The organism is Rubellimicrobium sp. CFH 75288 (genome assembly GCF_009904055.1).
GTDB lineage: Bacteria > Pseudomonadota > Alphaproteobacteria > Rhodobacterales > Rhodobacteraceae > Rubellimicrobium.
In genome coordinates, this window is sequence record NZ_WYDP01000003.1 from 279,107 (window position 1) to 297,741 (window position 18,635).

Annotated in this window: 16 protein-coding genes and 1 riboswitch; of the genes, 13 read left to right on the forward strand and 3 right to left on the reverse strand. The window is 73.0% G+C overall.

Features of this window, described 5'->3' with window-relative positions; translation table 11 throughout:
* The first annotated feature begins 70 nt into the window (after window positions 1-70).
* The 11 genes from GT358_RS04645 (at window position 71) to GT358_RS04695 (ending at window position 12,258) form a co-directional block, all read left to right on the forward strand.
* Complete coding sequence (locus GT358_RS04645; protein ID WP_166581414.1) at window positions 71-436, forward strand: hypothetical protein; 366 nt, start codon at window positions 71-73, stop codon at window positions 434-436.
* Window positions 437-784: 348 nt separating this feature from the next.
* A complete protein-coding gene (locus tag GT358_RS04650) occupies window positions 785-1,843 on the forward strand; it encodes a PhoH family protein (protein ID WP_243730725.1) in 1,059 nt (352 codons plus the stop codon).
* A 4-nt stretch (window positions 1,844-1,847) separates the two neighbouring features.
* Complete coding sequence (ybeY, locus tag GT358_RS04655) at window positions 1,848-2,402, forward strand: rRNA maturation RNase YbeY (RefSeq protein WP_166581416.1); 555 nt, start codon at window positions 1,848-1,850, stop codon at window positions 2,400-2,402.
* On the forward strand, window positions 2,395-3,270 hold the full coding sequence (locus tag GT358_RS04660; RefSeq protein ID WP_166581417.1) for a transporter associated domain-containing protein: 876 nt from the start codon (window positions 2,395-2,397) through the stop codon (window positions 3,268-3,270). Before ybeY ends, GT358_RS04660 begins: the two co-directional genes overlap by 8 nt.
* Window positions 3,267-4,781: an apolipoprotein N-acyltransferase gene (gene lnt / locus GT358_RS04665; protein ID WP_371416218.1), complete on the forward strand. Its 1,515-nt coding sequence runs from the start codon at window positions 3,267-3,269 to the stop codon at window positions 4,779-4,781. Before GT358_RS04660 ends, lnt begins: the two co-directional genes overlap by 4 nt.
* A 10-nt stretch (window positions 4,782-4,791) precedes the next feature.
* A riboswitch (SAM-SAH riboswitch) is annotated at window positions 4,792-4,841 on the forward strand.
* A gap of 6 nt (window positions 4,842-4,847) precedes the next feature.
* Window positions 4,848-6,038: a methionine adenosyltransferase gene (gene metK / locus GT358_RS04670; protein WP_166581418.1), complete on the forward strand. Its 1,191-nt coding sequence runs from the start codon at window positions 4,848-4,850 to the stop codon at window positions 6,036-6,038.
* A gap of 45 nt (window positions 6,039-6,083) precedes the next feature.
* Window positions 6,084-6,782 carry a tRNA (guanosine(46)-N(7))-methyltransferase TrmB gene (locus tag GT358_RS04675; RefSeq protein ID WP_166581419.1) on the forward strand — a complete coding sequence of 233 codons (699 nt, stop codon included), beginning with the start codon at window positions 6,084-6,086 and terminating at the stop codon, window positions 6,780-6,782.
* A gap of 36 nt (window positions 6,783-6,818) precedes the next feature.
* On the forward strand, window positions 6,819-8,162 hold the full coding sequence (aroA, locus tag GT358_RS04680) for a 3-phosphoshikimate 1-carboxyvinyltransferase (RefSeq protein ID WP_166581420.1): 1,344 nt from the start codon (window positions 6,819-6,821) through the stop codon (window positions 8,160-8,162).
* Window positions 8,163-8,774: a cytidylate kinase gene (locus GT358_RS04685; RefSeq protein ID WP_166581421.1), complete on the forward strand. Its 612-nt coding sequence runs from the start codon at window positions 8,163-8,165 to the stop codon at window positions 8,772-8,774.
* Between the two features lie 608 nt (window positions 8,775-9,382).
* Entirely contained in the window at window positions 9,383-11,062 is a 1,680-nt protein-coding gene (rpsA, locus tag GT358_RS04690; protein ID WP_256371793.1) for a 30S ribosomal protein S1, read from the forward strand.
* A 188-nt stretch (window positions 11,063-11,250) separates the two neighbouring features.
* Window positions 11,251-12,258 carry an SDR family oxidoreductase gene (locus GT358_RS04695; RefSeq protein ID WP_166581422.1) on the forward strand — a complete coding sequence of 336 codons (1,008 nt, stop codon included), beginning with the start codon at window positions 11,251-11,253 and terminating at the stop codon, window positions 12,256-12,258.
* A 45-nt stretch (window positions 12,259-12,303) separates the two neighbouring features.
* On the opposite strand, the gene GT358_RS04700 is transcribed toward GT358_RS04695, so the two are convergent.
* The 3 genes from GT358_RS04700 to GT358_RS04710 all read right to left on the reverse strand — a co-directional run bounded on the left by GT358_RS04700 (window position 12,304) and on the right by GT358_RS04710 (window position 14,992).
* Window positions 12,304-13,947, reverse strand: a complete 1,644-nt coding sequence (locus tag GT358_RS04700; RefSeq protein ID WP_166581423.1) for a CTP synthase — start codon at window positions 13,945-13,947, stop codon at window positions 12,304-12,306.
* Window positions 13,948-14,062: 115 nt separating this feature from the next.
* Window positions 14,063-14,434 (reverse strand): preprotein translocase subunit SecG, encoded by a 372-nt coding sequence (gene secG / locus GT358_RS04705; RefSeq protein ID WP_166581424.1) that lies wholly within the window; start codon window positions 14,432-14,434, stop codon window positions 14,063-14,065.
* 105 nt (window positions 14,435-14,539) lie between these two features.
* On the reverse strand, window positions 14,540-14,992 hold the full coding sequence (locus tag GT358_RS04710; RefSeq protein WP_166581425.1) for a DUF1489 family protein: 453 nt from the start codon (window positions 14,990-14,992) through the stop codon (window positions 14,540-14,542).
* Between the two features lie 154 nt (window positions 14,993-15,146).
* Between GT358_RS04710 and GT358_RS04715 the strand changes: the two genes are divergently transcribed.
* A complete protein-coding gene (locus GT358_RS04715; RefSeq protein WP_166581426.1) occupies window positions 15,147-17,459 on the forward strand; it encodes an adenosylcobalamin-dependent ribonucleoside-diphosphate reductase in 2,313 nt (770 codons plus the stop codon).
* A gap of 58 nt (window positions 17,460-17,517) precedes the next feature.
* Window positions 17,518-18,561, forward strand: a complete 1,044-nt coding sequence (locus GT358_RS04720) for a hypothetical protein (RefSeq protein WP_166581427.1) — start codon at window positions 17,518-17,520, stop codon at window positions 18,559-18,561.
* The last annotated feature ends 74 nt before the right edge of the window (window positions 18,562-18,635 follow it).

Genomic DNA, 18,635 nt, shown 5'->3' on the forward strand with positions numbered 1-18,635 from the left:
AGGGCTGCGGTCGTGGCTGGACGGCCGCTCTTGGCCCCTCGGGGGCCGCGGGAAAGGGCAAGGAGACGACATGAGAACGCTGATCTTGGGGCTTCTGGCCTCGGTCGGTCTGGCCGTTCCGGCCATGGCCGACCACACGCATCGCGGGCACGGGCATCAGTATCACGCGCTCGACCAGGCCGGACATCGCCATGTGTCCGCCTCGGGCGGCACGATCGTCGTGCAGTGCTTCCGTGGTCCCTGGGTGGAGACGATCTGGGACCGGCCCACGGCCGTGTTTCTCGATTCGCTGGTGGCGGTGGGCTACGATTATGCCACGGCGCACGCGATCGCGTTCCGGATCTGCAAGGACGTGAACCTTGTCGGCGATCTCGGCGCGCTGCGGGCGGAGATGGAGCGGATCGTCGCGGAATCGCCGCGCTACCGCCGCCGCTGAGCCGGGGGCGCGCCGGCACGGCGACGGAGTGTCGCCGGGCCTGCCACAAAACCGGTCGGTTCCGGGTTGCAATTGCCGCCGATCCGGCCAATCTGTGACCGACGCGGCCGGGGCGGCGGGATCGTCGCGGCGGCCGGCTCCATGTCACTCAGGGTTCCCGGATGGCCTCTCCGGGACCGCACCGAAGGGGCCGCAGTCCACGGGCTGCGGCCCTTCTCCTTGATCTCCGCCGAGGAAACGGACCCCACCGGGGCCGTCGCGCGTTCAGGAGGCAGGCGCGGGACCGCTTGCGCGGCGGACCCGGCCGCGCCACCATGCCGACGAGGCGCACCGAGAGGAGACACGACCCTGCCCGTCACCGCCCTGACCGCCTCTGCCGCTCCCGCTGCGGGCGAGACCGTGCTGGAGTTTCCGGACAACTTCCTCCTCATCGACCTGTGCGGCGAGCACGACCGCCACATCGCCCAGCTCGAGGACCGGCTGTCCGTGCAGGTCGCGCGCCGCGGCAACCGTCTGGCGATCCACGGCGAACCCGACTCCCAGACCCGCGCGGCCGAGGTTCTCCGGGCGCTGTATCAGCGGCTCGAATCGGGCCGCGGCATCGAGCCCGCCGACATCGACCGCGAGTTGCGGATGGGCCGGAGCCTGGGCGATGCAGGGCTGCAGGACGGCGACCAGGCGGAGCTGTTCGGCGACAGGATGGGCGATCGGGTGGAGATCAAGACCCGCCGCAAGGTCGTCGAGCCCCGGACCCAGACGCAGCGCGCCTATGTGCGCGCCCTCTACGACCACGAACTGGCCTTCGGCATCGGCCCGGCAGGCACCGGCAAGACCTATCTGGCGGTGGCCGTCGGGGTCTCGCTGTTCCTGGGTGGGCACGTGGACCGGATCGTGCTCTCCCGGCCTGCCGTCGAGGCGGGCGAACGGCTGGGCTTCCTGCCGGGGGATGCCAAGGAGAAGGTCGATCCCTACATGCAGCCGCTCTACGACGCGCTGCACGACTTCCTGCCGGCGCGCCAGGTGCAGAAGATGATCGAGGAGAAGATCATCGAGATCGCGCCGCTCGCCTTCATGCGCGGGCGCACGCTGAGCCATGCCTTCGTGGTGCTGGACGAGGCGCAGAATGCGACATCCATGCAGATGAAGATGTTTCTCACCCGGCTGGGCGAAGGGTCGAGGATGGTCGTGACGGGCGACCGGACCCAGATCGACCTGCCCCGCGGCGTCTCCTCGGGGCTTCTGGAGGCGGAGCGTCTTCTGGCGGACATCCCGCGCATCTCCTTCACGCGGTTCACTTCGGCCGATGTGGTCCGCCATCCGCTGGTGGCGGCGATCATCGAGGCCTACGACGCCGATGCCGCAGCCTCCTCCCGGCGGGAGGCCGGCGCCGCCGCTGCGGGAGGCTGATCCCATGTCGGGCGCTCCGCTGGTCGAGACGCTCTGCGAGGATGCCCGCTGGGAGGCCGCCGGGCTGGACGTCCTGGCCGAGCGCGGCGCGGAAGCCGCGCTGCGCCGCCTCGGGCTCGATCCGGCGCGCTACGAGATCAGCCTCCTGGGCTGCAACGATGCCCGCATCGCCGATCTGAATGCCGACTTCCGCGGCAAGCCGCAGCCGACGAACGTCCTGTCCTGGCCGTCGGCCGAACGCGCTGCCGCGCGGCCGGGCGAGCTGCCCCGCCTGCCGCCTCCCTCGGCGGCCGGGCCGGTGGCGCTGGGCGATATCGCCATCGCCTTCGAGACCTGTCAGCGGGAGGCGGAGGAGGCCGGGCGTCCGCTGGCCCATCACGCCCTTCACCTCGTCGTCCACGCGACGCTGCACCTGCTGGGCTTCGACCACGACCACGAGGCCGATGCCGAGCTGATGGAACGGATCGAAAGCGAGATCGTGACCGGCCTCGGTCTTGCCGATCCTTACGGGCCTCTGGCAGAAGGGGCCGCGACGGAGGGAACCCCCCAGGATGTCTGACGCAACCCTGCCTGCCTCGGCCGAAGGCCGCGGCGAGGAGCCCGCTCCCGAAGGCCACAGTCGAGGCGGCTTCCTGTCCCGGCTGATCGAGGCGCTCAACCCGATCGACGAGGCTCACCCGGCCGCGCGCGCGTCTGCGGCCACGCCGAGCCTCGGGACGTTGCGGCGGCTGCGGGTGGAGGATGTCGCCGTTCCCAAGGCCGAGATCGTGGCCGTTCCCGACACGATCACCCTGCCCCAGCTCGTCGAGGTGTTCCGCAGTTCCGGCCGCACCCGCGTGCCGGTCTACGAAGGCTCGCTCGATCAGCCCATCGGGATCGTGAACCTCAAGGACGTGGCCCTGCGGCACGGCTTCGGCGCGGAGGGCGAGTTCCGCCTGCGCGACCTTCTGCGGCCTCTCCTCTACGTCCCGCCGACCATGCCGCTCGCCGTGCTGCTGCAGAAGATGCAGGCCGAGCGCATCCACATGGCGCTGGTGATCGACGAATACGGAGGCACCGACGGGCTGTGCACGATCGAGGACCTTCTCGAGACGCTGGTGGGTGACATCGCCGACGAACATGACGAGGCCGAGCCGCCGCCCTTCGTCGCCGAGGGACCCGGCGTCTGGATCGTCGATGCCGGGGCCGAGCTCGAGGAGTTCGAGGAGCAGATCGGCCTCGACCTGACCGCCCACGAGGAGATCGACGCCGAGGAGGTGGATACGGTCGGCGGCCTGGTCTTCTATCTGGCGGGGCACGTCCCCAAGCCGGGGCAGGTCGTCCTGCATCCCGACGGTCACCGGTTCGAGGTTCTGGAGGCCGACGGTCGCCGCATCCGCCGCCTCCGGGTCCGTCTGGCGCCGGCCGACGGGACCGGAGAGCCGTGACAGCGGCCCTCCGCGGCCGGGCGTTGCCCGGCCTCGCGGCCCGGTCCCGGCCGCTCCGCCTGCTCGCCTGGACGGGGCTCGGCGGGATTCTGGCGCTGGGGCAGGTCCCCTTCGGCCTCTGGCCTCTGGCCCTCGCGGCGCTGGCCGCCGCCATCGGGGCGGCGGACCGCCGGTCGGCGGGGTTCGCCGAAGGCTGGGCGCTCGGACTCGGGCATTTCGGCGTGGCGCTGCACTGGATCGTCGAGCCGTTCCTGGTCGAACCCGACCTGTTCGGCTGGATGGCGCCCTTCGGGCTGGCGCTGATGGCCGGCGGGCTCGCCCTGTTCTGGGGGGCGGCGTTCGGCGCGGCGCGGGCGCTGCGCGGCGGCGGTCTGGGGCTCGTGGCGCTCTGGTCCGGTGCCGAGGCGCTGCGCTCGCTCGCCTTCGACGGCTTTCCCTGGGCCCTGATCGGGCATGTCTGGATCGGCACCCCGATCATGCAGGCGGCCGCCCTCATCGGACCGCATGGCCTGACCCTCGGCACGCTCCTGTTCGCGCTCTGGGTGGTGCGGCTCGGGGCCGGCCCCCGGCTGGCGGCGCCGGCGGCGCTCGGGCTGGCTGTCTGGCTCCTGCTCGCCCCCGGACCTGCAGGCCCCCCCGATCCCGCCGCGCCCGTGCTGCGCCTCGTCCAGCCCAACGTCCCCCAGGCGGAAAAGTGGGACCCCGCCCGCCAGCAGGAGCATCTGGACCGCCTTCTCGCGCTGTCGGACGGGGAGGCCGGCGCCGCCCTGACCGTCTGGCCCGAAACCGCGCTGGCCCAGCCGCTCGACCGCGCGGGACCGATCCTCGCCGAGGGTGCGCGGCGCGCCCGGTCGCCGGTGGCCAGCGGTGTCATCCGCAGCGAGGGGGGGCGCTGGTTCAACAGCCTGGTGCTGACCGATGCGGCCGGTGCGCCCGTCGCGCTCTACGACAAGGCCCACCTGACCCCGTTCGGCGAATACATCCCCTTTCAGGCATGGCTGTCGCGCTGGGGATTGCGCGGTCTGGCCGATGTCATGGGCGAGGGTTTCGCAGCCGGACCGGGGCCCGCCTTGATGGATCTGCCCGGCGTCGGACCTGCGCGGCCGCTGATCTGCTACGAGGGCATCTTTGCCGAAGAGATCGCGGCGCCGGGCGGGCGGCCGCGCCTCCTGCTGCTCGTGACCAACGATGCCTGGTTCGGCAACTGGGCCGGACCGCGGCAGCACCTGTCGCTGGCGCGGCTGCGGGCGGTGGAGCAGGGCGTGCCCGTGGCCCGGGCCGCCAATACGGGCATCTCCGCCATGATCGACGCGCAGGGCCGCGTCCTGGCCTCCCTGCCGCTCAACGCCGCGGGCGCCATCGAGAGCCCCCTGCCGCCGGTGCGCCCCCCCACGCCCTACGGCCGCTGGGGCGACTGGCCCGCCCTTCTGGCGATGGGCTGTCTCCTCGGCGCGGCGATGCTGCGGCGCCGGGGTGGAGCGGGGATTGACCCCGGGGCGGCGCGGCCCTAGGCCGGAGCGGTTCCCGTCACAACGGCTTCCTGGCGTGGCGGGTGAAATCCCAATGGAGCGCCCCCCATGTCCCGCCTCGATTATGTCTTCACCTCGGAATCCGTCTCCGAGGGGCATCCCGACAAGCTGTGCGACCGCATCTCCGATTCCGTCCTCGACGCCTTCCTGGCCGAGGACCCGCGCGCCCGGGTCGCCTGCGAGGCGTTCGCCACCACGGGCTTCGTCGCCATCGGAGGCGAGGTGGGGCTGACCGACCGCAGCAAGATGCGCGAGTTCTTGGACCGCGTGGAGGGGATCGCGCGGGACTGCATCCGCGACATCGGCTACGAGCAGGACAAGTTCCACTGGCGCACCTGCGAGATCCGCAACCTCCTGCACGAGCAGTCGGCCCACATCGCCCAGGGCGTCACCGGAGAGCGGGGCGAGGAAGGGGCGGGCGACCAGGGCATCATGTTCGGCTACGCGACCCGCGAGACGGCCGAACTGATGCCTGCCCCCATCCACTATGCCCATGCGGTGCTGCGCCGCCTGGCCGAGGCGCGCAAGTCCGGGGCCGAGCCGCTGCTGCGGCCCGATGCCAAGACCCAGCTCACGCTGCGCTATGCGGGCGGGCGGCCCGTGGAAGTCACGACCATCGTGCTGTCCACCCAGCACGAGAGCGAGGCCCAGTCGAGCGCCGACATCCGCGCCATCGTCGAGCCCTATGTGCGCGAGGTGCTGCCCGAGGGCTGGATCACCCGCGACACGCAATGGTGGGTGAACCCGACGGGCGCCTTCGTGATCGGGGGACCCGACGGGGATGCGGGGCTGACGGGGCGCAAGATCATCGTGGACACCTATGGCGGCGCGGCGCCGCACGGGGGCGGGGCCTTCTCGGGCAAGGACCCGAGCAAGGTGGACCGCTCGGCCGCCTATGCGGCGCGCTACCTCGCCAAGAACGTGGTGGCGGCGGGGCTGGCCGAGCGCTGCACGATCCAGCTCTCCTACGCGATCGGTGTCGCAAGACCGCTGTCGATCTATGCCGACCTGCACGGGACCGGCGCGGTCGATGCCGCCGCGATCGAGCGGGCGATCCCGGAGGTCATGGACCTGACCCCGCGGGGCATCCGCGAGCATCTGGGGCTGAACCGCCCGATCTATGCCCGCACGGCCGCCTACGGCCATTTCGGCCGGCCGCCCGAGGCGGACGGGGGCTTTTCCTGGGAGCGGGTGGACCTGGCCGACAGCCTGCGCCGCGCCGTGGCCCTCGCCGCCTGAGCCCGCCTTGACCCCCCCGCGAAGCGGGGCGACAGGGCCGGTCCCATGAGCGACGGCAAGACCGAGGCGGAGGGGGCGCGGCCGTGGCGCAACCTCTACGGGCGGCGGCACGGCAAGGCGCTGCGGCCGCAGCAGGAGGAGCGGATGGCGCGGGGCCTCGCGGCGCTGCGGCTGCCCGGCGTGGACTGGGACGAGAACCCGGAGCGCCGCCCGCTCGGGGGGCTGCCGGCGCGCGTCTGGCTCGAGATCGGGTTCGGGGGCGGCGAGCACCTGCACCATCTGGCGCGCGCGCATCCGGGCGTGCTGATGCTGGGGGCCGAGCCCTTCGTCAACGGGATCGCAAGCCTCTGCGGGCACTGGGACCGCGAGCGGGTGGAGAACCTGCGCATCCATCCGGGCGATGCGCGCGACCTGCTCGACGTGCTGCCCGAGGGGGCGGTGGAGCGGGCCTTCCTGCTCTATCCCGATCCCTGGCCCAAGGCGCGCCACCATCGCCGCCGCTTCGTCACGCCGGAGCCGCTGGCGCAGTTGCGGCGCGCCTTGCGGCCGGGGGCCTTGTTCCACCTCGCCACCGACATCGAGGACTATGTCCGGCAGGCGCTGGAGGAGGTGCCGCGGGCGGGCTTCGTCCTCGAGACCGGGCCCGCGGGCGAGCCGTGGGAGGGCTGGCCGGGGACGCGCTACGAGCGCAAGGCCCTGCGGGAGGGGCGGCGGCCCCTCTACGCGACCTTCCGCCGCCCGTGAGCCTTGGCTAAAGGGGGCGCGACCAGAGGAGAGTCCATGTCCGGCCATGCCAGCCCCAGACCCCTTCGCGCCCGCCCGGGCCATCCCCTGCGCGGCACGGCCGACGTGCCGGGCGACAAGTCCGTCTCGCACCGGGCGCTGATCCTGGGCGCGCTCGCGGTGGGGGAGACGCGGATCGAGGGGCTGCTCGAGGGGCAGGACGTGCTGGACACCGCCGCCGCGATGCGCGCCTTCGGGGCCGAGGTCCTGCGGGACGGCACCGGGTGGGTGGTCCACGGCGTGGGCACCGGGGGCTTTGCCGAGCCGGGCGACGTGATCGATTGCGGCAATTCCGGCACCGGGGTGCGGCTGGTCATGGGGGCGATGGCGACCACGCCGATCGTCGCAACCTTTACCGGGGACGCCTCGCTGCGGCGCCGTCCCATGGGGCGGGTGACGGAGCCGCTCGCGCTGTTCGGGGCGCGCGCGCTGGGGCGCGAGGGCGGGCGGCTGCCCATGACGGTGGAAGGCGCGCGCGATCCGGTGCCCGTCCGCTATATTCTGCCCGTGGCCTCGGCGCAGGTGAAGTCGGCGATCCTGCTCGCCGGGCTCAATGCGCCGGGCGAGACGGTCGTGATCGAACGGGAGGCCACGCGCGACCATACCGAGCGGATGCTGCGCGGATTCGGCGCGGAGGTCTCGGTCGAGGAGGGGCCGGAGGGGCGCGTCGTCACCCTGTCGGGCCAGCCGGAGCTGCGGGCGCAGCGCGTCGCCGTGCCGCGCGACCCGTCCTCGGCCGCCTTTCCGGTCTGCGCGGCGCTGGTCGTGCCGGGCTCGGAGGTGCGGGTGCCGCGCATCGGGCTCAACCCCACGCGGGCGGGCCTCTACGAGACCCTGCGCGAGATGGGGGCGGACCTGTCCTTCGAGAACCGCCGCGAGGAGGGGGGCGAGCCGGTCGCCGACTTGGTGGCGCGCTTCGGCGGCGCGCTGCGGGGCGTGGAGGTCCCGCCCGAGCGGGCCGCGAGCATGATCGACGAATACCCGATCCTGGGCGTCGTCGCGGCCTTTGCCGAGGGGCCCACCGTGATGCGGGGGGTGCGCGAGCTGCGCGTCAAGGAGAGCGACCGGATCGACGCCATGGCCCATGTGCTGCGCGCGGCCGGCGTGGAGGTCGAGGAGGGCGAGGACTGGTGGATCGTCCACGGGCGCGGCGCGGACGGCGTGCGGGGCGGGGCCGTGGCCGAGGCGCGGCTGGACCACCGCATCGCCATGAGCGCGCTGATCCTGGGCATGGCCGCCCGCGAGGGGATGGCAGTGGACGATGCCGGGCCCATCGCCACGTCCTTTCCGGTCTTCGAGCGGCTGATGGCGGATCTGGGCGCCGTGCTGGAGCCGGGCTGAGTGCCGTTCACGGTCGCCATCGACGGGCCCGCGGCGGCCGGCAAGGGCACGGTTGCCCGCGCCGTGGCCGAGGCCACGGGCTTTGCGCATCTGGACACGGGGCTGCTCTACCGCGCCGTGGGGCTGGCCGCTCTGGAGGGGGCCGACCCGGTCGAGGCGGCGCGGAGCCTGACGCCCGGCGCTCTGGAGGACGGGCGGCTGCGGGGGCCCGAGGTGGCGCAGGCGGCCTCGCGCGTGGCGGCCGACCCGGCGGTGCGGGCGGCGCTCCTCGAGATGCAGCGGCGATTCGCCCGGCGCGAAGGGGGTGCGGTGCTGGACGGGCGCGACATCGGCACCGCCGTCTGCCCCGAGGCCGAGGTCAAGCTGTTCGTCACCGCGAGCGACGTCACGCGCGCCGAGCGGCGCTGGCGCGAGCTGCGCGCGGCCGGGCGCGAGGTCGGACTGGAGGAGACGCTGCGCGAGCTGCGCGCGCGCGACGCCAGGGATGCCGGCCGCGAGGCCGCGCCCCTGCGCATCGCCCCCGATGCCGTGGTCCTCGACACCACCGCCATGGGCATCGACGAGGCCGTGGCCGCCGCCCTGCGCGTGGTGCGCGAGCGGCTGGGGCGCTGAGGGGACGACGACGAGGCGCGGCAGGCGGGTGCGCGCGCGGGCCCGGCGGCGGATCTGCTCGATCGCGCGGTCGCGGTGCACCACCGGTTCCCAGACGGGCAGGCAGAGAAAGATCCAGCGGGTGCGGTCGCGCAGATGGTCGGCCAGCCGGGCGAGCCCCGCGTCCGGCAGCGGGCCGCGCAGGTGCAGCGCGAGCGTGGCGAGGGCGGCGGCGACGGGTTGTGCCATGGGCGCGAAGCCGCCGTAGAGGCGCGCGAGGTCGTTGCGGAGGGCGTCGAGGATGGCGAGGCGGGCGGGGGTCATGGCGGGTCTCCTTTGCCCCCGAGGCTGCCCCGAAAGGGTTAACAAGGCGTTGGCGCACCGCGCGGTCCATGGGTTGACGAACGGTTAACGGAGGGCGGGGCCGGAAGTCGTGCCGGGGCGGGGGCTTGGGTCCGGGGCGGCGGCCGGCCCTGCATCGGGTGTTGCGCGGCGCGGGTGGTGCGGGCCGGGCGGGGCCGGGTTGCGCGCGCGGCCGATCCGCGCTAGGGGGCGCGCGTCCCCGTGACATTCCCCACCCGAGACCGGCGGAGACAACCGCCTGGCCCGCAACATCAGAGGATACGCATTTGACAGCCAGCCCCAGCATGGCGGAGTTCGAGCAACTCCTGAACGAGAGCCTCCAGATCGACACGCCGCAGGAAGGGACCGTGGTCCGCGGCAAGGTCCTGGCCATCGAGGCCGGGCAGGCGATCATCGACGTGGGCTACAAGATGGAAGGCCGCGTGGACCTCAAGGAGTTCGCCGCCCCCGGCGAGCAGCCCGCCATCAAGGTGGGCGACGAGGTCGAGGTCTATCTGCGCAACGTCGAGAACGCGCGCGGCGAGGCGGTGATCAGCCGCGAGATGGCCAAGCGCGAGGAGGCCTGGGACCGGCTGGAGAAGGCCTTCGAGCGCGAGGAGCGCGTGGAGGGCGCGATCTTCGGCCGCGTCAAGGGCGGCTTCACGGTGGATCTGGGCGGCGCGGTGGCGTTCCTGCCCGGCTCCCAGGTGGACGTGCGCCCGGTGCGCGACGCGGGCCCGCTGATGGGCCTCAAGCAGCCGTTCCAGATCCTGAAGATGGACCGCCGGCGGGGCAACATCGTGGTCTCGCGCCGCGCCATCCTGGAGGAGTCCCGCGCCGAGCAGCGCGCGGAGGTGATCGGGTCGCTCTACGAGGGCCAGACGATCGAGGGCGTGGTCAAGAACATCACCGAATACGGCGCCTTCGTGGACCTGGGCGGGGTGGACGGCCTTCTGCACGTCACCGACATGGCCTGGCGGCGGGTGAACCACCCGAGCGAGATCCTGTCGATCGGCGAGACGGTGCGGGTGCAGGTCATCAAGATCAACCGCGAGACGCACCGCATCAGCCTCGGGATGAAGCAGCTGCAGGAGGACCCCTGGGACAGCGTGGAGCGGAAGTATCCGCTGGGCTCGGTCCATCAGGGGCGCGTGACCAACATCACCGATTACGGCGCCTTCGTGGAGCTGGAGCCGGGGATCGAGGGCCTCGTGCATGTCTCGGAGATGAGCTGGACCAAGAAGAACGTCCATCCGGGCAAGATCGTGTCCACCTCGCAGGAGGTGGAGGTGATGGTGCTGGAGATCGACGGGCAGAAGCGGCGCGTGAGCCTGGGCCTGAAGCAGACGCAGCGCAACCCGTGGGAGGTCTTCGCCGAGACCCATCCCGAGGGCAGCGAGGTCGAGGGCGAGGTCAAGAACATCACCGAATTCGGCCTGTTCATCGGCCTGCCCGGCGACATCGACGGGATGGTGCACCTGTCCGACCTGAGCTGGGACCAGCGCGGCGAGGACGCGATCCAGAACTACCGCAAGGGCGACGTGGTGCGTGCGCGCGTCCTCGAGGTGGATACGGAGAAGGAGCGCATCTCGCTCTCGATCAAGGCGCTGGAGAACGACCCCCATGCCGAGACGCTGGGCGGCGTGAAGCGCGGGGACGTGATCACGGTCACCGTCTCGAAGATCGAGGACGGCGGGATCGAGGTGGACTATCAGGGCATGAAGTCCTTCATCCGCCGCTCCGACCTCTCCCGCGACCGCTCCGAGCAGCGGCCCGAGCGCTTCCAGCCGGGCGACAAGGTGGACGTGCGCGTGGTGTCGGTGGACGCCAAGGCGCGGCGGCTGGGTCTGTCGATCAAGGCGCGCGAGATCGCCGAGGAGAAGGAGGCCGTGGAGCAGTACGGCTCGTCGGATTCGGGGGCCAGCCTGGGCGACATCCTGGGGGCGGCCCTGCGCGGCGAGCGCTGAGCGTCCGCGGAACGGATCGGAGGGGCCCTGCCGGGGACGGCGGGGCCCCTTGTCCTGTCCGGGGGAACGGACCGGGGGGCTTGGGGGTTGACCTGGCGGACCCCTCGCGCGCCGGTCCTGACGAGGTGCGCGCGACTGTCGGGCGGCCCGGACCGGGCGTGCCGCCCCCGGACAAGGAACCGAACGCCATGACCATCACGCTGAAACCCCTGCGGGAGCAGACGATCGTCGTCACGGGCGCCACGTCGGGAATCGGGTTGTCCATCGCCGCCATGGCCGCGGGGCGCGGGGCGCGCGTCGTGCTGGTGGCGCGCAGCGAGGACGACCTGAAGAAGGTGCGCGCCGGGATCGAGGAGGCCGGCGGGCGGGCCGACCACATCGTGGCCGACACGGGCCGCCGCGAGGACATGCGGCGGGTGGTGGAGACGACCGTCGATCGCTTCGGCGGCTTCGACACCTGGGTGAACAATGCGGGCGTGGGCGCCTATGCGACGCTCTGCGAGATGAGCGACGAGGACCACGAGCAGATCTTCCGCACCAATTACTGGGGCGTGGTCTATGGCTCGACCGAGGCGCTGCGGCATCTGCGCCGGCGTGGCGGGGCGCTCGTCAACATCGGCTCCATCGCCTCGGACATCCCGACCCCGATCCTGGGCGCCTATGCGGCGAGCAAGCATGCGGTGAAGGGATTCACCAACTCGCTGCGGCTGGAACTGCAGCAGGAGGAGGCGCCGGTCTCGGTCACGCTGATCAAGCCGAGCGGCATCGACACGCCGTTCCCCGATCACGCGGCCAACCGGATGGAGGAGGGCGCGAGCCTGCCGCCGCCGGTCTATCATCCCGACGAGGTGGCCAAGGCCGTGCTGCGGGCGGCCGAGGTGCCGATGCGCGAGGTGGTCATCGGCGGCGCGGGGGCGATGCAGACGGCGATGTTCGGCGTCCTGCCCGCCCTGACCGAGCGGATCATCCGCACGATGTTCTACAACACCGCGATGGACCCCGAGAAAGCGCCCAAGCGCGGCGAGGACGGGTTCAGCGAGCCGGGCGAGGGCGGCCACCAGCTCGGCTCGGACGACACCTGGCGGAGGGGGACGAGCCTCTACACGGCTGCGCGCCTCAACCCCGGCGTGACCGCGGGTCTCGCGGCGGCGGCCGGAGCGGCGGCGCTGGCCGCGGTGGCGGCCCGGCGGCGCTGAGGCCGGAGGCCCGGCGGGGGGGCGCGCTGCCCGCCGCGCGGGGGGTCAGACGAGCCGCGCGCTCTCCACCGCGGCGCGGATGAAGCCCGCAAAGAGCGGGTGGGGATCGAAGGGCTTGGACTTCAGCTCCGGGTGGAACTGGACGCCGATGAACCAGGGGTGGTCCTTCCACTCGACGATCTCGGGCAGGCGGCCGTCCGGGGACATGCCCGAGAAGCACAGCCCCACGCCTTCGAGCTTCTCGCGATAGGCGGTGTCCACCTCGTAGCGGTGGCGGTGGCGCTCCTCGATCTCGGTCGCGCCATAGACATCCGCCACCAGAGAGCCGGGCTGGAGCAGCGCGGTATAGGCCCCGAGGCGCATCGTGCCGCCCTTGGCGTCGTCCGGGCGGCGCTCCACCACGCGGTTGCCCTGCACCCATTCCTTGAGGTGATAGACCACCGGCGTGAAGCGCCTGGCCCCCGCCTCGTGGTCGAACTCCTCGGAGCCCGCGTCGGGCAGGCGGGCGACGTTGCGGCTGCCCTCGATCACGGCGAGCTGCATCCCGAGGCAGATGCCCAGATAGGGGACCTTGTGCTCGCGCGCGAAGCGGGCGGCGGCGATCATGCCCTCGGTCCCGCGCTCGCCGAAGCCGCCGGGGACGAGGATGGCGTCGAACCCCTCGAGATGGGGGGCGGGGTCCTCGCGCTCGAAGATCTCGGAATTGACCCATTCGGCGCGTACGCGCACGCGGTTGGCGATGCCCCCGTGGGTCAGCGCCTCGGCGATGGACTTGTAGGCGTCCTCGAGCTGGGTGTACTTGCCGACCACGGCCACGCGCACCTCGCCCTCGGGGTTCTCGAGCGCGTCCATGACGGCGTGCCACTTGGCGAGGTTGGGACGCGGCGCGGGATGGATGCCGAAGGCGTCGAGCACGGCCTGGTCCAGCCCCTCGCGGTGATAGGCGAGCGGGGCCTCGTAGATCGACTTGAGGTCGTAGGCGGCGATGACCGCCTCCTTGCGGACGTTGCAGAACAGCGCGATCTTCTCGCGCTCCCGCTCGGGGATGGGCTGCTCGGAGCGGCAGACGAGCACGTCCGGGGCGATGCCGATGGCGCGGAGTTCGCGGACGGAATGCTGGGTGGGCTTGGTCTTGAGCTCGCCCGAGGCGGCCAGATAGGGCAGCAGCGTCAGGTGCACGAAGATGCATTGCCGCGGCGGGCGGTCCTGGGCGAACTGGCGGATCGCCTCGAAGAAGGGCAGGCCCTCGATGTCGCCGACCGTGCCGCCGATCTCGCACAGCTGGAAGTCCACCTCGTCCTCGCCGATGGCGAGGAAGTCCTTGATCTCGTTGGTGACGTGGGGGATGACCTGGATCGTCTTGCCCAGATAGTCGCCGCGCCGCTCCTTTTCGAGCACGGTCTGGTAGATGCGGCCCGACGAGATGGAATCGGTCCGCCTGGCGGCGACGCCGGTGAAGCGCTCGTAATGGCCGAGGTCGAGATCGGTCTCGGCCCCGTCGTCGGTCACGAAGACCTCGCCATGCTCGAAGGGCGACATGGTGCCGGGATCGACGTTGAGATAGGGGTCGAGCTTGCGCAGCCGGACGGAGAAGCCGCGCGCCTGGAGCAGCGCCCCCAGCGCCGCGGAGGCCAGCCCCTTGCCCAGCGAGGAGACCACGCCCCCGGTGATGAACACATAGCGAGCCAAGCGGAACCCCCGTGGAATCAGGCAACACGATCTGGTCCGGCGGGCGCGGCCCGCCGCCACGGGGCTTCCTCTTAGCCCGAAGCGCCCCGTGCGCGCAACGGGCCGGGCGGGCCGGTCACTCGCCCGCGGGGACGAGCGGAACGGTGGCGGGCGTCTCGGCAGCCGGCGGCGGCAGGAGGTCCGCGCCTTCCCCCAGCGTGGGGGCGGCGGGGGCACCGGGCGCCGGGGCGGGCGTGCCGCGGATCTGGTCCACGACCGAGGAGGTCGCCGCGCGCTCGGCCGCGATGATGGTGAGCGCCAGCGAGGCGGCCATGAAGGCGCCGCCGAGCCACCAGGTGAGCTTGCCCAGCGCCGTGGCCTGGGATCGGCCGGTCATCAGCCCGCCCGCTCCCATGCCCAGACCGCCGCCTTCGGACCGCTGGAGCAGCACGACCACGATGAGCACGAGCGCAAGCAGGAGCAGGACGACGAGGACGACGGTTTCCATGGGGCCTCCGGGAGGCGCGCGGGGGCAGGGTGCGGCGCAACGGGGGGCTTCTAGGGGTTCCGGGGCCGCCGGGCAAGCCCCGCCCGCGCGGGCCGGGCGTCGCGGTCAGCGCGGCCGCGGAGGCAGGCCGTGCCAGACCACGCCGACCTCGGCCAGGGCGGCGGCGAGGCGGGGGGGCAGGTCGGTCTCTCCGGGGGCAAGGGGGCGGTCGTCGGGGGGCGCCTCGTCGGCCGGAAGGTAGCGCCAGCCCTGGAAGGGGCGGCGGGGGACGGGGACGACGCGGACCAGTTCGGGGTCGAGGACGAGGGCGCAGCGCAACGTGCCGTCGCGGCCGCGCGCCTCCTCGAGCCGCAGGATGCGCTGGCGGCACAGGATGGTGCGGCGGATGACCCAGAAGATCGAGCCGCCTTCGAGCAGCTCGGCCTCGCGCCGGGGCCACATGCGGGTGAGGTGGCGGGGCAGGCCGTCGGGGCCGCGGCCGCGGCCGGCCTGCCAGCGGGCGAGGTCGGCCACGTCCTCGGTGCCGACGGAGAGCTTGAGGAGGTGGAGGGCGGGCATGGGCAGCGGCGCTGGGGGGTTCCGGGCGCGCAGGATGGGGCGGCGGGGGCGGCAGGGCAAGGGGGCTGCCCCCACATCTCGTTGACCGGGGGCGGGAGGGGCCCTAGCCTTCGGGTCCGCGCCGCGCCCCGCCCGATTCCCCCCGGAGGCTTTCATGGCCAACGACCAGCGCCCCCCCTTGGCCGCGCCGTCCCGCTTTCCCGCCCCGATCGCGGAGGCGGTGTGGGACATGAAATACCGCCTGAAGGACGAGAACGGGGCGCCCGTGGACCTGACCGTGGAGGACAGCTGGCGCCGGGTGGCGCGGGCGCTGGCCTCGGTCGAGGCGGAGCCCGCGCGCTGGGAGGGGCCGTTCTACGCGGCGCTGGAGGATTTCCGCTTCCTGCCCGCGGGGCGCATCCTGGCCGGGGCGGGGACGGCGCGCAACGTGACGCTGTTCAACTGCTTTGTCATGGGGCGGATCGAGGATTCGATGGCCGGCATCTTCGAGGCGCTGAAGGAGGCGGCGCTGACGATGCAGGCGGGCGGCGGGATCGGCTACGACTTTTCTACCATCCGCCCCCGGGGCGCGCCGGTGCGGGGGGTCGGGGCGGACGCGTCGGGACCGCTGTCCTTCATGGACGTGTGGGACGCGATGTGCCGCACGATCCTGTCGGCGGGCTCGCGCCGGGGGGCGATGATGGCGACGCTGCGCTGCGATCACCCGGACATCGAGGACTTCGTTGCCGCCAAGGCGGACCCGGCGCGGCTGCGGATGTTCAACCTCTCGGTGCTGGTGACGGACGCCTTCATGGCGGCGGTGGAGGCGGACGGGCCCTGGGACCTGGTGTTCGGCGGTCAGGTCTTCCGCACGGTCCGGGCGCGGGCGCTGTGGGACCGGATCATGCGCGCGACCTATGAGCAGGCCGAGCCGGGGGTGATCTTCATCGACCGGATCAACGCGCGCAACAACCTGCGCTACGCCGAGACCATCGCGGCCACCAATCCGTGCGGCGAGCAGCCGCTGCCGCCCTACGGGGCGTGCCTGCTGGGATCGGTCAACCTCGTGCGGCTGGTGCGGGACCCGTTCGGGGCGGGGGCGGCGCTGGACGGCGAGGCGCTGGCGGGCCTCGTGCGCGTGGCCGTGCGGATGATGGACAACGTGGTGGACCTGAGCCGCTTTCCCCTGCCGCAGCAGGCGGAGGAGGCGCGGGCCAAGCGGCGGATCGGGCTGGGCGTCACGGGGCTCGCGGACGCGCTGGTCATGCTGGGGCTGCGCTACGGCTCGGAGGAGGCGGCGGAGTGGACGCGCGGGACGATGCGCGCGATCGCGCGGGCGGCCTATCTGGCGAGCGCAGAGCTGGCGCGGGAGAAGGGGCCGTTTCCGCTCTGGGACCGCGAGGCGTTCATGGCCTCGGACATGATGGGGCGGATGGACGAGGAGGTGCGCGAGGCGGTGGCCGCGCACGGGGTGCGCAACGCGCTGCTGACCTCGGTCGCGCCGACGGGGACGATCTCGCTTTATGCGGGCAACGTGTCGTCGGGGATCGAGCCGGTCTTTGCGGCGTCCTACCGGCGCAAGGTGCTGCTGCCCGACGGGAGCCGGCGCGAGGAGGAGGTGGTGGACTGGGCCGTCGCGCTGTGGCGGCGGCTGCGGGGGGAGGCGCCCCTGCCCGAGGCCTTCGTGACGGCGCAGGACCTGACGCCGATCGAGCATGTGCGGATGCAGGCGGCGGCGCAGGAATGGGTGGATTCGAGCATCTCGAAGACCGTCAACGTGCCCGAGGACATCCCCTTCGAGGCGTTCCGCGACGTCTATCGCGCGGCCTGGGAGATGGGGTGCAAGGGCTGCACGACCTATCGGCCGAACCCCGTGACGGGGAGCGTGCTGAGCGTGGGGGCGCCCCGCCCGGAAGCGGGGGCGGGGCATCCGATCCTGGAGCGGCCCGAGGTGGTGGAGGGGGCGACCTACAAGCTGCGCTGGCCGGGATCGGAGCACGCGCTCTACATCACGATCAACGACGTGGTGGGCGAGGACGGGCGGCGGCGGCCCTTCGAGATCTTCGTCAACTCCAAGAACATGGAGCATTACGCCTGGACGGTGGCGCTGACGCGGATGATCTCGGCGGTGTTCCGGCGCGGCGGCGACGTGTCCTTTGTGGTCGAGGAGCTGAAGGCGGTGTTCGATCCTCGGGGGGGCGCGTGGATGGGGGGGCGCTATGTCCCCTCCATCCTGGCCGCCATCGGGGGCGTCATCGAGCGGCACCTGCGGCGGACGGGGTTCCTGCCCGAGGGTGCGGCGGCGCTGACCGCGGACCCGCTGGGGGCTGGGCAGGGCGCAGGGCACGGCGCGGCGGCGGCCGAGCCGCTGGACCGCGACATGCCCGTGCGGTTGGGCGCGCCCTGTCCCGCCTGCGGCAGCGCCGAGACGCGGCTGGAGGAGGGCTGCCTGACCTGCGCGACCTGCGGCTTCTCGCGCTGCGGCTGAGGGGAACCCGGGGGGCGGCCGTCCGTTGAAGGGACGGAGCCGCAGGAGGGGAACCATCATGCAGGGCGAACGGACGGAAGCCGGCGCGGGACGTGCCATCGAGGCGGCCTGGGCCCGGCGGCACGGGGCCTCGGCCTCTGCCGGACCGCAGCGCGAGACCACGGCCGCCGGATCGGGTTCCGACGCGGATGCAGAGCCGGGCGCGGACCGGCCGGCGACGGACGGCGACGGACAGCAGGGCGGCATCGCGGGGCCGGGCTACCCCGTCGCCGACCGGGACGGGACCGAGCCCGGGGCGATCGAGGAGCTGGAGAACGACGGCTGGGCCGACCTGGACCTGGACGGCGACGACGAGGGGCCGATGGACGACGGCGATCCCGGCCCCGGCGGCGTGCCCGGCGCGGGGCTGGCGCCGCCCGAAGCAGGCACGCTGAGCATCGAGGAGGAGCCGTTCGACACCTCGATCCTGCCCGATGCCCATGCCGAGAAGGCGGCGTGGAACCGGGCGCGGCTGGCCGCGGCCGAGCCGGGGGCGTTCGGCGGCCCCGAGCAGGGCGACGACCCGGCGCTGGACCCTGCGGCGCGGTCGGTCCCCGAGCCCGACCTGGACCCCGACCTGCCCGTGCGCGGCGAGGGGGCCGAGCGGCTGGGCGACATCGCCGGGACGGGGGGCGGCGCGGGCGAGGAGGGCCGCCGCATGGGACTGGGCCGCCGCGGCACGGAGACGCAGCACGGCGACCTGTCGCTGCGCCCCGAGCACGAGGAGCTGGACCCCGACGTGATCCCCGAGGTGGCGCTGGGCGAGCAGGTGGGCGCCTTCGAGGACGAGGGCACGGTGATCCCCGAGGGCGGGCCGGTCCTGCCCGAGCACCGCGACTTCCTGCAGGACGGGGCCGACGAGGAGATCCCGCTGGAGGAGCGGCTGCTGGACGGGGAGGGCGAGGACCCGAGCTTTGCCGGCGGCGAGATCGGCACCGTGGAGAGCCTGGAGCCCGAGGACCTGAACGAGACCGACGACATCACGCGCAGCTTCGAGGAGACCCGGGCCGACCTGAACGATTCGGCCGACGGCAACGAGCGGCACGGCGGCCGCGACGACTGAGCCGCGGGCCGGGAGGGGCCGGGCCCGGACCTCTTGCGCCGCGGCACGGAAGGACTAGGTCGGGCGGCGAGGGA

Bases quoted from the DNA above. Each gene is read 5' to 3' on its own strand.
- GT358_RS04645 (WP_166581414.1), top strand. From the start codon at position 71: ATGAGAACGCTGATCTTGGGGCTTCTGGCCTCGGTCGGTCTGGCCGTT.
- ybeY (WP_166581416.1), top strand. From the start codon at position 1,848: ATGTCGGGCGCTCCGCTGGTCGAGACGCTCTGCGAGGATGCCCGCTGG.
- GT358_RS04660 (WP_166581417.1), top strand. From the start codon at position 2,395: ATGTCTGACGCAACCCTGCCTGCCTCGGCCGAAGGCCGCGGCGAGGAG.
- metK (WP_166581418.1), top strand. From the start codon at position 4,848: ATGTCCCGCCTCGATTATGTCTTCACCTCGGAATCCGTCTCCGAGGGG.
- GT358_RS04675 (WP_166581419.1), top strand. From the start codon at position 6,084: ATGAGCGACGGCAAGACCGAGGCGGAGGGGGCGCGGCCGTGGCGCAAC.
- aroA (WP_166581420.1), top strand. From the start codon at position 6,819: ATGTCCGGCCATGCCAGCCCCAGACCCCTTCGCGCCCGCCCGGGCCAT.
- GT358_RS04695 (WP_166581422.1), top strand. From the start codon at position 11,251: ATGACCATCACGCTGAAACCCCTGCGGGAGCAGACGATCGTCGTCACG.
- secG (WP_166581424.1), bottom strand. From the start codon at position 14,434: ATGGAAACCGTCGTCCTCGTCGTCCTGCTCCTGCTTGCGCTCGTGCTC.
- GT358_RS04710 (WP_166581425.1), bottom strand. From the start codon at position 14,992: ATGCCCGCCCTCCACCTCCTCAAGCTCTCCGTCGGCACCGAGGACGTG.
- GT358_RS04715 (WP_166581426.1), top strand. From the start codon at position 15,147: ATGGCCAACGACCAGCGCCCCCCCTTGGCCGCGCCGTCCCGCTTTCCC.
- GT358_RS04720 (WP_166581427.1), top strand. From the start codon at position 17,518: ATGCAGGGCGAACGGACGGAAGCCGGCGCGGGACGTGCCATCGAGGCG.